15 protein-coding genes are annotated in these 14,623 nt (G+C 64.6%); 10 read left to right on the plus strand and 5 right to left on the minus strand.

Annotated features, from left to right (window positions below; genetic code table 11):
• The first annotated feature begins 76 nt into the window (after positions 1 to 76).
• From Q8R73_RS12175 to Q8R73_RS12195, 5 genes are all read left to right on the plus strand, one after another.
• Positions 77 to 778: an alpha/beta fold hydrolase gene (locus Q8R73_RS12175; RefSeq protein ID WP_305719807.1), complete on the plus strand. Its 702-nt coding sequence runs from the start codon at positions 77 to 79 to the stop codon at positions 776 to 778.
• A 68-nt stretch (positions 779 to 846) separates the two neighbouring features.
• On the plus strand, positions 847 to 1,302 hold the full coding sequence (locus tag Q8R73_RS12180; protein ID WP_305719794.1) for a GatB/YqeY domain-containing protein: 456 nt from the start codon (positions 847 to 849) through the stop codon (positions 1,300 to 1,302).
• A gap of 230 nt (positions 1,303 to 1,532) precedes the next feature.
• Entirely contained in the window at positions 1,533 to 2,714 is a 1,182-nt protein-coding gene (locus tag Q8R73_RS12185; RefSeq protein ID WP_305719795.1) for an NADH:flavin oxidoreductase/NADH oxidase, read from the plus strand.
• A 22-nt stretch (positions 2,715 to 2,736) separates the two neighbouring features.
• Positions 2,737 to 4,347, plus strand: a complete 1,611-nt coding sequence (locus tag Q8R73_RS12190) for an acyl-CoA synthetase (RefSeq protein ID WP_305719796.1) — start codon at positions 2,737 to 2,739, stop codon at positions 4,345 to 4,347.
• A 99-nt stretch (positions 4,348 to 4,446) separates the two neighbouring features.
• Positions 4,447 to 5,226, plus strand: coding sequence for a DUF2189 domain-containing protein (locus tag Q8R73_RS12195; protein WP_305719797.1), 780 nt, complete (start codon positions 4,447 to 4,449; stop codon positions 5,224 to 5,226).
• Between the two features lie 25 nt (positions 5,227 to 5,251).
• Here Q8R73_RS12195 and Q8R73_RS12200 read toward each other — a convergent pair whose 3' ends face one another.
• Positions 5,252 to 7,474 carry an ATP-binding protein gene (locus Q8R73_RS12200; protein ID WP_305719798.1) on the minus strand — a complete coding sequence of 741 codons (2,223 nt, stop codon included), beginning with the start codon at positions 7,472 to 7,474 and terminating at the stop codon, positions 5,252 to 5,254.
• A 335-nt stretch (positions 7,475 to 7,809) separates the two neighbouring features.
• On the opposite strand from Q8R73_RS12200, the gene Q8R73_RS12205 reads away from it, so the two are divergent.
• On the plus strand, positions 7,810 to 8,424 hold the full coding sequence (locus tag Q8R73_RS12205) for a LysE family translocator (RefSeq protein WP_305719799.1): 615 nt from the start codon (positions 7,810 to 7,812) through the stop codon (positions 8,422 to 8,424).
• Between the two features lie 18 nt (positions 8,425 to 8,442).
• On the opposite strand, the gene Q8R73_RS12210 is transcribed toward Q8R73_RS12205, so the two are convergent.
• A complete protein-coding gene (locus tag Q8R73_RS12210; protein ID WP_305719800.1) occupies positions 8,443 to 9,231 on the minus strand; it encodes an N-formylglutamate amidohydrolase in 789 nt (262 codons plus the stop codon).
• Between the two features lie 97 nt (positions 9,232 to 9,328).
• On the opposite strand from Q8R73_RS12210, the gene Q8R73_RS12215 reads away from it, so the two are divergent.
• The 3 genes from Q8R73_RS12215 (at position 9,329) to Q8R73_RS12225 (ending at position 11,566) form a co-directional block, all read left to right on the plus strand.
• Positions 9,329 to 10,219: a transglutaminase family protein gene (locus Q8R73_RS12215; protein ID WP_305719808.1), complete on the plus strand. Its 891-nt coding sequence runs from the start codon at positions 9,329 to 9,331 to the stop codon at positions 10,217 to 10,219.
• A 2-nt stretch (positions 10,220 to 10,221) separates the two neighbouring features.
• Positions 10,222 to 11,034, plus strand: a complete 813-nt coding sequence (locus Q8R73_RS12220; protein WP_305719801.1) for a transglutaminase family protein — start codon at positions 10,222 to 10,224, stop codon at positions 11,032 to 11,034.
• Between the two features lie 133 nt (positions 11,035 to 11,167).
• Positions 11,168 to 11,566 carry a gamma-glutamylcyclotransferase gene (locus Q8R73_RS12225; RefSeq protein WP_305719802.1) on the plus strand — a complete coding sequence of 133 codons (399 nt, stop codon included), beginning with the start codon at positions 11,168 to 11,170 and terminating at the stop codon, positions 11,564 to 11,566.
• Position 11,567: 1 nt separating this feature from the next.
• Here the strand turns inward: Q8R73_RS12225 and Q8R73_RS12230 are convergent, their stop codons facing one another.
• From Q8R73_RS12230 to Q8R73_RS12240, 3 genes are all read right to left on the minus strand, one after another.
• Complete coding sequence (locus Q8R73_RS12230; RefSeq protein ID WP_305719803.1) at positions 11,568 to 12,131, minus strand: chlorite dismutase family protein; 564 nt, start codon at positions 12,129 to 12,131, stop codon at positions 11,568 to 11,570.
• A gap of 169 nt (positions 12,132 to 12,300) precedes the next feature.
• Positions 12,301 to 12,669, minus strand: coding sequence for a BrnA antitoxin family protein (locus Q8R73_RS12235; RefSeq protein WP_305719804.1), 369 nt, complete (start codon positions 12,667 to 12,669; stop codon positions 12,301 to 12,303).
• Entirely contained in the window at positions 12,557 to 12,871 is a 315-nt protein-coding gene (locus Q8R73_RS12240) for a BrnT family toxin (protein ID WP_305719805.1), read from the minus strand. Before Q8R73_RS12240 ends, Q8R73_RS12235 begins: the two co-directional genes overlap by 113 nt.
• Positions 12,872 to 13,192: 321 nt before the next feature.
• Between Q8R73_RS12240 and dnaG the strand changes: the two genes are divergently transcribed.
• On the plus strand, positions 13,193 to 14,623 hold a 1,431-nt coding region (gene dnaG, locus Q8R73_RS12245; RefSeq protein WP_305719806.1), incomplete at its 3' end, for a DNA primase.

Below are 14,623 nucleotides of genomic sequence, written 5' to 3' on the forward strand. Positions count from 1 at the left end.
TCCGCGTCTTGGTGCAATAAAACACGAAAAAGAGGATGGCCGGGTCAAGCCCGGCCATGACGAAGCTGGGGGCAGCATGGACAATCCAATGCCGATTCTGCTGGTTCCGGGGCTGGCTTGCTCGCCGCGGATCTTTGCGCCTGTTGTCCCGGCCTTGTGGCGATTCGGCCCCGTGACGGTGGCCAACCACATCCGCGACGACAATATGGGCGCCATCGCGCGGCGGATCCTCGCCGAGGCGCCGCCGCGCTTCGCGCTGGCCGGCCATTCCATGGGCGGCTACATCGCCTTCGAAATCATGCGGCAGGCGCCGGAACGGGTGGCGAGACTGGCGCTGATGAACACCCAGGCGCGGCCGGATACGCCGGAGGCCGGCGAGCGGCGACGCGGCCAGATCGCGCGCGCGCAAGCCGGCGAATACTGCGCCATCCTCGACGAATTGTTCGGCGTCTTCGTCCACCCTTCGCGGCGCGACGACGCGGCCCTGCGCCGGCTGGTGCACGACATGGGCGAGGATGTCGGGTCCGAGGCTTTTGTCCGCCAGTTGACCGCCATCATGAGCCGCCCGGACTCGCGGCCGACGCTGGCGTGGATCAAGTGTCCGACCCTGGTGCTCTCGAGCGACGAGGACTCCACCGTTCCGAATTCGCTGTCGACGGAGATGGCCGACGGAATCCCCGGGGCCAAACTCGTCATCATCCCCGATTGCGGCCACCTGACGCCGCCGGAACAGCCACAGGCGACCGCCGATGCGCTGGTCGAATGGCTGCGGAGCTAGTTGTTTGATCGATCCGAACGGCCTAGATCAGGGGCTTCCGGCGACTCAGCCCGCGAGAGGACATCACGATGCTGCGCGACGACATCAACAACGCGGTCAAGGACGCGATGCGGGCCAAGGACGAGCGCAAGCTTTCCACGCTGCGCATGGTCAATTCGACCATCAAGAACGCCGACATCGCCGCGCGCGGCGAAGGCAAGCCGCCGCTGTCGGATGCGGACCTCCTCGGCGTGTTCCAGAAGATGATCAAGCAGCGCCAGGAATCGGTCGAACTCTACGACAAGGGTGGTCGCGCCGAACTGGCCAACCAGGAGCGCGAGGAGATAGCGATCATCACCGCCTACCTGCCGAAGCAGATGTCCGACGACGACGTCAAGGCGGCGATCGCAGCCGCCGTCGCCGAGACCGGCGCCGCAGGCATGAAGGACATGGGCAAGGTGATCGCGGTGCTCAAGACGAAATATGCCGGGCAGATGGATTTCGGCAAAGTCAGCGGCCTGGTGAAGGCGGCGCTGTCCTCCTGACCTCGCCCGCTTGCGGGGTAGCGACGATTAACGCGTGCTGATTCCGGACTTGGCTAGCAATGGCTCGAACGATCGAAATACAAGCCGACAACGCGATTAAGATCGTAGCGGTTTCCAAAATAGCCAAGCGTGACTTGGGTCGATGTAGACAGCTAGTCGGCCAATTGCTCGCGAAACATATGATGACTGCCGAAGCCACGTTACGATAGCCGAACTCAACGGGAGCTTACATGTCCGACAGCACTGATCCCGCGCGCCCGCTGCTGTTTCAGCCGTTCACGATTCGCGGCCTGACCCTCAAAAACCGCCTGGTGGTGCCGCCGATGGTGCACTACCGCGCCGGACCCGGCAGCACCTGCGGGATGTTTCACAACGTCCATCTCGGCCGCTATGCGCTGGGCGGCTTCGGGCTGGTGTTTGTCGAGGCGACCGGCGTGGAGGAGGTCGGCTTGATCAACGAGCATGATCTCGGCATCTGGACTGTCGAACAGGCGCAAAGCTTCAAGCCGCTGATCGAATTCATGCGAGGCGAGAACACCGCGATCGGCATTCAACTGGCCCATGGCGGGCGCAAGGCGTCGTCGCAGCGCGCGATGGACGGCATGGGTCCGCTCACTTCCGAACAGATCAAGGCGGGCGCCAAGGTGTGGCAACCTGTCGGCCCAACCAGCGAGCCGGTTGCGGAGGGCTGGCTGACCCCGCGTCAACTCACATCGGAAGAGTGCCGGGCGATGGTGCGCACCTGGGCCAATGCGGCCCGCAACGCGGTCGCCGCCGGATTCGACGCGATCGAAGTCCACACCGCCCATGGCTACCTGCTCGCCTCGTTTCTCTCGCCCATATCAAATACGCGCAATGACGAATATGGCGGCGACCGCCAGGGTCGCATGCGGCTGCCGCTCGAGATCGTCGAGGCGGTGCGGCGCGAAATGCCGGAAACCATGCCGCTGTTCGTCCGGGTCTCCTCGGTCGATGGGGCGCAGAACGGCTGGAATCTGGATGACACGGTCGCCTTCGCCCGCGAGTTGAAGGCCCGCGGCGTCGACGTGATCGATTGCTCGTCCGGCGGAATCTCGGGCTCGGCGACCGCAGCGCAAGTGCCGCGCGGCCTCGGCTTCCAGGTGCCCTACGCGGAACGGGTCCGCAGGGAGGCGGGCATTGCGTCGATGGCGGTCGGGATCATTCTCGAAGCCGAGCAGGCCGAAGCCATCCTGCAAAAGGGGCAGGCCGACCTCATCGCCATCGGCCGGCAATCCCAGTTCAATCCCAATATCGCGCAGCACTGGGCCCATGATCTCGGAATTAACGCGAGATTCGAGGATTGGGCGCCGGAATATGGCTGGTGGCTGGAGAAGCGTATTCGAACCATGGAAGGCTTCGCGACGCCGACCGGAGTCGTCACGCGACGCTGACAGGAAGCCAAAGGCCTCAGCCATGCTCACCGAAGCCTCCGACTACGACACCCTGTACCGCAACTTCCGCTGGGACATTCCTGATCGCCTAAACCTCGCGACCGTCTGCTGCGACCGCCATGCCGACGGCACGGGCCGTCTCGCGCTGATCTATGTCGACGAGGACGGCCGCGCGACCCGCACCTCGTTCGATGAGGTCGCCGAATTCTCCCGCCGCTTTGCCAACGTGCTGAAGGCGGATGGCCTCGTCCGCGGCGACCGCGTCGCGGTGTTTCTGTCGCAGTCGCTGGAATTGCCGGTCGTGCATCTGGCGGCGTTTCGTTCGGGCATGGTGTCGATCCCGCTGTTCGCGCTGTTCGGCGAGGACGCGCTGGAATTCCGGCTGTCGAACTCCGGCGCCAGGGCCATCGTTACGGATGCTGCCGGCTACGAGAAACTGGCAAAGATCCGCGACCGCTTGCCGGACCTGCAGAGCATCCATGTCATCGCCGATCCCGCGCCCGCCGGAGCAAAGGCGTTCTGGCCGCAGTTGAAGGCGGCGTCCGCTGAATTTACGACCGTCGATACCTCGGCCGACGATCCCGCGCTGATCATCTACACGTCGGGCACCACGGGCAATCCGAAGGGCGCGCTGCATGCGCATCGCGTCGTGCTCGGCCATCTGCCCAATGTCGAGATGTGCCACGATTTCCTGCCGAAGCCCGGTGATCTGATGTGGACGCCGGCCGACTGGGCCTGGATCGGCGGGCTGATCAACGCACTGTTCGCAGCTTGGTACCATGCCGTGCCGATCGTCGGCCACCGCGCCCGAAAATTCGAGCCGCAGGCGGCGATGGCTGTCATGGCCGATTACGGCATCCGCAACGTGTTTCTGCCGCCGACCGCGCTGAAGCTGATGCGGCAGGCCGGCGTCAAACATGACGGCGTCAGGCTGCGCAGCATCTTTACCGGCGGCGAGTCGCTGGGCGGCGAGTTGCTGGACTGGGTCCGCGCCACCTTCGGCATCGACGCCCACGAGGTGTTCGGCCAGACCGAATGCAATCTCGTGATCGGCAGTAATTCAAGGCTGTTTCCGATCCGGCCGGGCTCGATGGGCAAGGCAACGCCCGGCTTCGACGTTCGTATCGTCAACGACAAGGGCAAGGAACTGCCGCGTGGCAGCCGCGGCATCATCGGCGTGCGCCAGCCCAATCCCTGCACCATGCTGGAATACTGGCGCAACCCGGAAGGCACGGCGAAGAAATATGCCGGCGGGTTCCTGCTGACCGGCGATCTCGGCATCCAGGATGAGGACGGCTATTTCTGGTATGTCAGCCGCGAGGACGACGTGATCACCACAGCCGGATATCGCGTCGGGCCGTCCGAGATCGAGCACACGTTGATGAAACACCCCGCGGTGGCGATGTCGGCGGTGGTCGGCATCCCCGATCCGATCCGCACCGAATCGATCAAGGCCTGGATCGTGCTGCGGCCGGGTTTCGAGCCCGGCGACGCGCTGGCGCGCGAGATCCAGGATTTTGTGAAAGTGCAGCTCGCGGCGCACGAATATCCGCGTTTCGTGCAGTTCACCGACACCCTGCCGATGACCGCCACCGGCAAGGTGCTGCGGCGGGAATTGCGGATGCTGGGGTAGATTCGTCGCACGAGTCCCGGGCGATTTTGACCCAGATCAATACGCGGCAAGCCGCCGCCTGCACCAATTCCCCGAAGCATCGAGGGGAGGGCAGTGGCGATGGCATCGGTTTCCGGCAAGCTCGATCCCGTGGTGCGGCGCATCACCGCCACCGACATCGCCGAGGCGCTGGGCCGGGGCCTGCGGGATTTCCAGGCACAGCCGCTCTATGGCCTCGCGTTCGGTGCGATCTATGCGGCGGGGGGCATCTTGATTCTGCTCAGCCTGACCGCGTTCGGCATGGTCTATCTGGCCTATCCGCTCGCCGCCGGTTTTGCGCTGATCGGGCCGTTCGTGGCGATCGGCCTGTATGAAGTCAGCCGAAGGCGCGAGGCCGGGGAGTCGGCATCGTTCGCCGGCATCTGGGCCAAGGTGAGGTCGCGGAGCGAACTCGGCTGGATGGCGTTCGTGACCTTGTTCATCTTCCTGATCTGGATGTACCAGGTGCGCCTGCTGATCGCGTTGCTGCTCGGACTCAATGCCTCGTTCGCGAGCCTGCCGCAATTCATCACGGTGGTGCTCACCACCAATGAGGGATTGCTGTTTCTGGCCATCGGCAATGCGGTCGGAGCGGCGCTTTCGCTGATCCTGTTCTCGCTGACGGTGGTGTCGTTCCCGTTGCTGCTCGACCGCGACGTCGATTTCGTTACGGCGATGGTCACCAGCGTGCGCGCGGTGGTCGCAAGCCCGCTGCCGATGATCGGATGGGCCGCCGTCATCGTCGTCCTGCTGATCGTCTCCGCGCTGCCGTACTTCCTCGGCCTGTTGGTGACGCTGCCGGTGCTCGGCCACGCCACCTGGCATCTCTACCGGCGCATTGTCGAGCCCTTGCCGGATTAGCACGCCGCGCTGCGACCGCACCCGCTCAGCACGCCCGCAGCACCGAACGCAGCATCAACGCCAGATCGTGCCGGCGGAACGGTTTGTGCAAAATCCGCGCGCCGGGCCGGTCGGCCCATCCCGCAGGTTGTTCGCTGTAGCCCGAGGTGAAGAGAACCTTGAGTTCGGGGCGCAGGCGTGCGGCTTCTTCGGCGAGTTGCGGCCCGAACAGGCCGCCGGGCATCACGACGTCGGTAAACATCAGGTCGATCTGCCCTGGCCGGCGCAACACCTCGAGTGCCGCCAACCCGTTGGACGTCACGATGACGCGATAGCCAAGCGCCTTCAACTCCTTTTCCACATACGAACGCACCATGTCGTCATCCTCCACCAGGAGAATGGTTTCATTGCCCGCGGGCGTGGCGATCGGGTCGGTGGGCCTTGAGCCGGTCACCTCAGGCTTGCCAACGCGGGGAAAGAACAGCGTGATGGCCGTGCCGTGCTCCGGCTTGGAATCGATCTTCATCGAGCCGCCGGATTGCTGTGCAAAGCCATACACCATGCTCAGACCGAGGCCGGTGCCCTTGCCGACCTCCTTGGTGGTGAAAAATGGCTCGAAGGCGCGGGCGGCGACCTCCGCGGTCATGCCGCAGCCGGTATCGGTCACCGCAACCATGACATAGTCGCCGGGCTGGGCTTCGCTGTTTTGCTCCGCATAGGCCTTGTCCAGCGATGCATTGCGGACCTCGACCGTCAGCCTGCCGCCTTCCGGCATGGCGTCGCGCGCGTTGAGCACCAGGTTGAGCAGCGCGGAGGTCAATTGCCCGGGATCGACGCTGGCCAGCCACGGGTCCCGGTCGAGCAGGAATTCACACTCGATATGTTCGCCGAGGGTTCGCCGCAGCAACTGCTCCATCCCGAGAATCTGCCGGCCGATGTCGATGTCTTTCGGCATCAAGGGCTGCTTGCGCGAGAACGCCAGCAGGCTCCTGGTCAGCTCCGCGCCGCGTTCGGCGGCCGTCACGATGCCTTCGGCGAAGGCGCGCAATTCCGCATGCGCCGGCAGCTTCTCGGTGATGTATTCCGCATTGCCCAGGATGACGGTCAGGAGGTTGTTGAAGTCGTGCGCCACGCCGCCGGTGAGCTGGCCCATCGCCTCCATTTTCTGCGACTGACGGAGCTTCTGATTGAGATCGTCGATCGCGGCACGCTGGCGTTCGAGCGATTCGGCGGTGCCATTGAGCAGCGTCATCAGGCCGCCGAGTTCGCCGTTGGGATGGGGCGGAGCAATCCGCGCGCTCAAATCGCCAAGTCCGAGTTTCGTCGCCATCGTGGCGAGGCGTCCGACCTGACGACCGATACCCACCGTCGCCAGGATCCAGACGCCCCCGAGCAGCAGCAGCACGGCCACTGCCAGAATCGCCATGTCTTCATAAAGACGGCGGTTGGCGGCGGCAACCAGGCTGTCCTTGGGCAGTCCGACCAGGATGTAAAGTCCGGCATCCCGGACCGGAGACGAGCGGGCGGCGGACCAGACGTAAGTCCGGCCGTCGGCGTCGATGGTCTCGCGGAAATGCTCGCCGGCCGGTCCGGCCGCAAACCGGAACAAATTCGAATTCGCGATCGATGCGCCCACGGGCTCGGCGCGATACCTTCGCGGTGCAATCAGGACCATACCCTCCTTGTCGACGAGCAGGATTTCCGCCGCGCCCGCGGCCTCGGTCATGGCATGGTATTCCGCGAACTTCTGCAGGCTGAACGAGGCGAGCAGGACGAATTTCAGCTCGCCGGATTCCGAGCGCACAGGATACGCGATCTGCAGCACCGATATCCCCGTCAGCCGGCCGAACGCCGGCTGCAGCGTGACGGTCCCGGTCGCAAGCAACGCCTGTCTGAAATATTCGCGATCCCGCAGATCGAGGTTGCGGTCGGTCCGGAGCGAGTCGCAGAACAGCCTGCCGTCCGGATCGATGGTCAGTATCCCGGTGAACTGCGGATATTCCTCGCGCACCGCGGAAAGGAAGGCCGAACACGCCGTCCGGTCCCTTGTGTCGAGATCGCGGGCGCGGGCCAGCCCGTAGTGAAGCTGGGCCGTGCCCTGGATCTTCTCGTCGAGGTCGTTGGAAATATCATTGGCCGTCGCCGACAGATTGACCAGCGCGGTGTTGATATCGCTGGCGCGGTTCTGGACAAAGCGAAGTCCCACCAGCACAGCCGGCACCAGCATGGCCACGATCACCAAAATCAGCAACCGGGTGCGCAGGCTCATCGGTGCGTCATTTCGTGCTCAAATCAGACGGTTCTTGCGACGCATAATGTGCGGCACGTTAATCGATTCATAGGGTCAGATCGGGAGCAAGTCCACTGAGTCGGAGCCCCGCCCGGCCGGCGCGAGATCGGTGATGGATTAGGCGTCTCAATCCCCCATTCCTTCAGCGCTGCGGCGGTTCCATCCGGATGACGAAGCAGGCTGTTACTCGCCGCCGATGGTGGATGGATCCATCCGGCACCACCGGGAGCGGGAAAAAAAGGAAGCGCAATTTCCACCACGGCTCCGTTCGTGCATAATCCGATCCCACCTCGATTGAATCCCGCGAGTCCCTCATGTCCCTTCAAGTCTATCTCGCCTTTGTCGTCGCCTGCATCGGGCTGGCGCTGCTTCCCGGACCCGTGGTCACGCTGGTGCTGGCCAATGGGCTGCGCTACGGCACCCGCGCGGCGCTGATCAATATCGCGGGCGTGCAGGCGGGGCTCGCGATCGTGATCGGCATCGTCGCGGTCGGGCTGACGTCGCTGATGGCGACGATGGGCTACTGGTTCGACTGGGTCCGGTTTGCCGGCGCGGCCTATCTGATCTGGCTCGGCATCCGGCTGATCCGCAGCCCGATCGAGGGCGTCGATGCCGATACCCCGCCGCCGCCGCGCGGCGGCTTCTTCCTGCAGGGGTTCGTCGTGCTGCTGTCCAACCCCAAGGTGCTGGTGTTCTTCGGCGCGTTCATTCCGCAGTTCGTCGACATGAGCAAGGACCATTTCTCGCAGGTGGCGCTGCTCGGCCTCACCTTCATGGTGACCGGTGCGTTCACCGATTCGATCTATGCGGTATTGGCCGGCCGCGCCCGGCTGTTCTTCTCGGCGGAGCGGACGAGGCTGGTGTCGCACATCTCCGGCGCATGCATGGTCGGCGGCGGCATCTGGCTGGCGCTGACGCGGGCGCGGTAACCCGGCCTCGTACAACTCTCAGCGGATCATGGTCTCGATCTGGCCAAAGACCCTCGCCAGCCGGTCCGCCCATTGCGTCTGTCCGGACGGGTCCGCGATCAGATCCTGGCGGATCTCGATGCCGGTGTTCATCAGCCCGCGCGCCTCGCCGTGCACGGGAATGCCGTAATCGGTCTCGTCGCTCACCGCATAGGGTTCGTTGTCGCCGACCACGAGACCGGCTTCATCGCGCAGCAGCTTCAGCAACAGCGGCGGCAGCCTTGTGTCGCGGTGATACAGCGTGCCGATATGCCAGGGCCTGATGATGCCGGCATAGACGGGCGTAAAGCTGTGCAGCGCCACCAGCACGGTCGGCATGCCCTGGCGCAGGCGGGCGTCGATCGCCTCGGTGATGCGGCGATGATAGGGATCGAAGATCTCGCGACGCCGTGCCTCGGCCGCGCCCCGTGCAAGGTTCTCGTTGCCGGGAATGACCGTCGTCTCCGACAGCACGGGAATCGAACTCGGCGCGGCGGGCGGGCGGTTGCAGTCGATCACCAGCCGCGAATAGCGCTGCGCGATCAGATGCGCATCGAGCCGGTTCGACAGCGCCTCGGCGACGCCGGCGATGCCGATGTCCCAGGCGATGTGGCGGGTCAGTTCGCCGGCCGGCACGCCGAGATCGCCGAGCGCGCGCGGGATCAGGCGGCCATAATGATCCGCCGTCAGCAGGAACGGCGAGCGGCCATGTTCATTTTGTTCGAGAACCGGCGGAACTTCGGCATTGCCGAGGAGTAGGGATGTGTCGCCCGCGTTGTCCAGAGTCATGTCTTGCCTGTTGCCTATCGAAGCAGCATACCGGGTGAGAATTGAGCACGTTTCGGTATGGATTAGATTGCACAAAATCACGATGATGACAGCGACGATGCCGCTCCTGACGATCCATCACAAGACCGAATATCGCTATGCCCATCCGGTGGCGTTCGGCGAGCACCGCATCATGCTGCGGCCGCGCGACGGCCACGACCTGCGCATGCTCACCGGCAAACTCGAGATCGTGCCGCAGCCGATGTCGCTGCGCTGGATTCACGACGTGTTCGGCAACAGCGTCGCGATCGCCACCTTCGACGAGCGCTCGGAAACCCTGACCTTCACCTCCACCACCACGGTCGAGCACAATCCGGCCGACGAGTTCGCGCTGACCGCGGACGACCCGGCGTATTTCTATCCGTTCCTCTACAACGCCGAGGAGATACCCGACCTCGCGCACTACATCGCTCCGCAATATGGCGATCCCGGCGGCGAGCTCTCGGCGTGGGCGCTGAATTTCCTCGATGGCGAGGGCCCGACGCCCACCTTCAAGATACTCTCCGGCATGACCCACGGCATCCGCGCGCAGTTCACCTACCGCAAGCGGCACGAGCAGGGCACCCAGCATCCGCTCGACACGCTGCAGACGAGGTCCGGCACCTGCCGCGATTACGCGCTGTTCATGATCGAGGCGCTGCGGCGGCTCGGCATCGCTGCGCGCTTCGTGTCGGGCTACATCTTCATCCCCGGCGACCGCGCCCATGGCTATGTCGGCGGCGGCAACACCCACGCCTGGGTGCAGGTCTACCTGCCGAGCGCCGGCTGGATCGAGTTCGATCCGACCAACGGCATCATCGGCACCCGCGACCTCGTCCGCGTCGCGGTGGCGCGCGATCCGCGCCAGGCGATCCCGCTGCACGGCACCTATCTCGGCTCCGCCGATGCGTTCGTCGGCATGGAGGTCAGCATCAACGTCGTTTCGGTCAGTGAGGACGAGAAGGTCTGATCATGGAAATCAAGGTGGGATTCGAGATTGCCTATGCCGCGGTGCAGCCGACCCCCATGGTGATCATGCTCAGTATTCACCCCTCGCGCTTCCAGGACATCGTCGGCACCGAGAGCATCGTCGCCGAACCCGACGTGCCGATCGGATTCTACCGCGACAGTTTCGGCAATGTCTGCGGCCGGCTGGTGGCGCCGGCCGGCGGCGTCACCCTGCGCGGCGCGGCGCGGGTGCGCGATTCCGGATTGCCTGACGTGGTGATGCCGACCGCGCAGCAGGTGCCGATCGACCAGCTGCCGGACGAACTGCTGCTCTATCTGATGCCGAGCCGCTATTGCGAGACCGACAAGCTGACCGATGTCGCCTGGTCGCTGTTCGGCCATACCCCGCCGGGCTGGGCCCGGGTCGCGGCGATCACGGATTTCGTCCACCACCACGTCACCTTCGGCTATCAGCACGCGCATCACATGAAATCGGCGCACGACGTCTATGAGCAGGGCACCGGCGTCTGCCGCGACTTCGCGCATCTGGCGCTGACGTTTTGCCGCTGCATGAACATTCCGGCGCGCTATTGCACCGGCTATATGGGCGACATCGGCATTCCGCCGGATCCGGCGCCGATGGATTTTTCGGGCTGGTTTCAGGTCTATCTTTCCGGCCAGTGGTACACGTTCGACGCCCGCCACAACCACCCGCGGATCGGCCGCATCCTGATGGGCACCGGCCGCGACGCCGCCGACGTGGCGCTGACCACCAGTTTCGGCCGCATGGATCTGATTAAATTCGTCGTCATCAGCGACGAGATCGTGACGGCCTGAGGCGCGTATTCCTCCGCCGTCATTCCGGGGCACGCGAAGCGTGAACCCGGAATCTCGAGATTCCCCGGTGCGCAATTGCGCATCCGGGTTCGATGCTTTGCATCGCCCCGGAATGACGGGTTAAGAGTAGTGCATGTCCTCCGACCTCCTCTTCGTCTACGGCACCCTGATGCGCGGCTTCGATCATCCGATGGCGCAGCTATTGTCGCGCAGCGCCGATTTCATCGGCGAGGCGCGCTGCCGCGGCCGGCTCTATCTCATCAGGCATTATCCCGGGCTGCTGCGCTCGGACGATCCCGCCGAGACCGTGTTCGGCGAACTCTACCGGCTGCGCCAGACCGAGGCCTTGCTGCGCGAGTTCGACATGTACGAGGCCTGCGGCGAGGGTTTTGCCGAACCGACCGAATATGTCAGGCAGATGCTGCCGGTGACGCTTGAGGATCAATCGATCAGCGAGGCCTGGACCTACATCTACAACTGGCCGGTCACCGGCCTGCCGCGCATCGCCTCGGGCCGGTTCCTGGAGAAGTAGATCATCCCCTCAGATCGATCTGCTCCACCCGGATATCGACCTCGCGCTCGACATAGGTCCATTCCTCGGTGCCGCGCAGCATGCCGACCAGATCCTCGAACAGGCCGGCATGCTCCGGCGCGTATTCGAACCAGGTCAGGAAATCGAACGGCTCGCCGAGATCGCGGCAGTGATAGAGCTGCCGCGCGATGTCAGGCAGATATTTCAGCGAGCCGGCGATGTGGTGCGACTGGTCCTCGAAAATCCGCCGCCGCTCTTCCTGCGTCAGCTCCCACCACGCCGCCGATTTCCTGATCGGAATCAGCGCCGCGCAGCTGGCCGCGGGGCGTCCCAGTCCCGCCTGCACCGCGGCGAGTTGCGTCTTCTCGCCCCGCTCGACATAGCGCACATGGCTGGCGACCCCGGCGAGCCGCCACGAGGTCCGCGACGGCAGCAGCGGCAGCGCGATCGCCTCGGAATGCACCACCGACAGCGACGGTACGGCTGCCAGCGGCGCGCCCTTCACCGCCGAAATCGCCGTCACCCGCCACCCGCCGCTCTGGCCGCCCCTGAAAGTCGTGAACATGCCGCTATCGAAGCGTGGAACCGGGCGGAGTTCAAGGGTGCAGTCCAGTGCTGGCGTCATTCCGGGGCGCGTCGAAGACGCGAACCCGGAATCCCTAACCCCGATCATGGGTATGGATTCCGGGCCTGCGCCATCAGGCGCATCCCGGAATGACGGTCCTGGGGTAGGATCAAGCCCGCTTTTTCGGCTTGGCCTTCTGCTGCATGTAGGAGCGCAGCACCGCGTTGATGCGGCGCTGATACCCGTCGCCTTCCTTCTTGAAAAAGTCGAGCACGTCATCGTCGACTCGGATCGATATCGCCGTTTTCTTCGGCGGTATCACCAGAACGGCGTCCGACCAGTCGATGTCGATCGGCACTGCATCGGGATCGGTGGCAACCGCCCTGGCAATCTCCTCGTCGGTCAGCGCGTCGAAACGAGCCCAGTCAGTCTTGCCCTTCCTCGGGGAGTCCCTTGAAACGATCGTAATAATTTCGTCGCTCGTCGCGCCGGGCGCGCCGCGCCGAGATGATCCAGCAGAGTGTGCCGCGGATTGCACAGGCGACCGCGACTTCCCGCTCTTGGACGTACCCGAAGATTTGATACCTGACTTCGCCATGACGATCCGATCGGCGGATGAAAGTGTAGCCGTCGAGAATGCCGCGCACGTCCTCGAAGTCGATCTGGTGGTCGCGCAGATTGATTTCGCGCTTTTCCGGATTCCATCCGAAGTCGCGAACGTCCGCGAACAGCCGTTGCACATCTTCCGTCATAGCAAATCGTCCCCGAAGCCGGAGTTTCGACGCGGTTTTGCCGCTTGAGGTTCGCTATGACGGATTCGAAGACCTAACTCCTACCCTGCCTTTGTGGTTGTTATGGCGCCCCCCGGCGCCCCTCCAAAGAGCATGGTCTCTTCGACCGTACCTCAATGTGATCAAATGTATATACGTATGTATTTTATGTCAATACGTTCGATTAGGCTGTGAATAGCGGCGAGAAGCCCAACTTTCTCGTATTTTGCTGCCGCCACCCTATATCCATGTGCGGTTGGCACTGGCCAGCGACTCAGGCCAAACACACCCATGCGCTTCACGCCCCAGTTTCTCGACGATCTGCGCGCCCGGCTTCCGGTTTCGGAAGTTGTCGGCCGGCGCGTGAAGTTGAAGCGGGCAGGGCGGGAGTGGAAGGGGCTGTCGCCGTTCCAGCAGGAGAAGTCGCCGTCCTTCACGGTCAACGACCAGAAGGGATTTTACCACGACTTCTCCTCCGGCAAGCATGGCGACATCATCTCCTTCCTGATGGAGACCGAGGGCGTCGGCTTCACCGAGGCGGTCGAGCGGCTCGCCGCGATGGCGGGCCTCGCGCTGCCGGCGGTCACACCCGATGCGGCGCGGCACGAGCAGCGCCGCAAGACGCTGTACGACGTGATGGAACTGGCGGCGAAGTTCTTTGCCGACACCCTGGCCTCGCGCCATGGCGCAAAGGCGCGCGGCTATCTCGCCGACCGCGCGATTTCGCCGGCGACGCAGCTCCAGTTCCGCATCGGCTATGCGCCCGGCGAGCGCTTCGCGCTGAAGGAATATCTGGGGGCGCAGGGCATTCCGGTCGAGGACATGGTGGAAGCCGGCCTGCTGGTGGCGGGCGACGACATCCCGGTGCCGTGGGATCGCTTTCGCGACCGCGTGATGTTTCCGATCACCGATCTGCGCGGACGCGTCATCGCGTTCGGCGGCCGCGCGCTGGAGAAGGACGTTCCCGCGAAGTACATGAATTCGCCGGAGACCCCGCTGTTTCACAAGGGCGACAATCTCTACAACCTGGCCGCCGCGCGCCTCGCCACCCATAATGGCGCGGCCTTGGTGGTGGTGGAAGGCTATGTCGACGTCATCGCCATGGTCGGATCGGGCTTTCCCGCCAGCGTCGCCCCGCTCGGCACCGCGCTGACCGAAAACCAGCTGATGCTGCTGTGGAAGATGGCGGACGAGCCGATCCTGTGCTTCGACGGCGACAAGGCCGGACAGAAGGCGGCATGGCGCGCCGCCGACCTCGCGCTGCCGCTGCTGGCGCCCGGCAAGAGTCTGCGCTTCGCATTGCTGCCGGAAGGGCAGGATCCCGACGATCTCGCGCGCTCCGGCGGCCGCGGCGCGATCGAGGAAGTGATCGGGCAGGCGCGCGGCCTTGCCGACGTGATCTGGTCGCGCGAACTCGAGGGCGGCAGTTTTGCCACGCCCGAGCGCCGCGCCGCCTTGGAGGCGCGGATCAAGGAACTGACCAATGGCATTCGCGACGAGGTGGTGCGGCGCTATTACCGCCAGGATCTGGCGGAGCGGCTGCAGCGCACCTTCGCGCCGGAAGGCGGCCGCGGCGGCTATGGCCGGGGCAATTTCCGCGGGTCCGGGGGAGGCGGTTTTGGCGGCGAATCAGGCCGCCGCTTTGGCGCCCGCAGCACGTTTACGCCCGGTGCGGCCGGCCGAATCGAGCCGCGCGGCCGCGCCCAGGCCGGCAGCCAGACC

Origin of the sequence: Bradyrhizobium sp., assembly GCF_030697065.1 — a bacterium.
Lineage (GTDB): Bacteria > Pseudomonadota > Alphaproteobacteria > Rhizobiales > Xanthobacteraceae > Bradyrhizobium.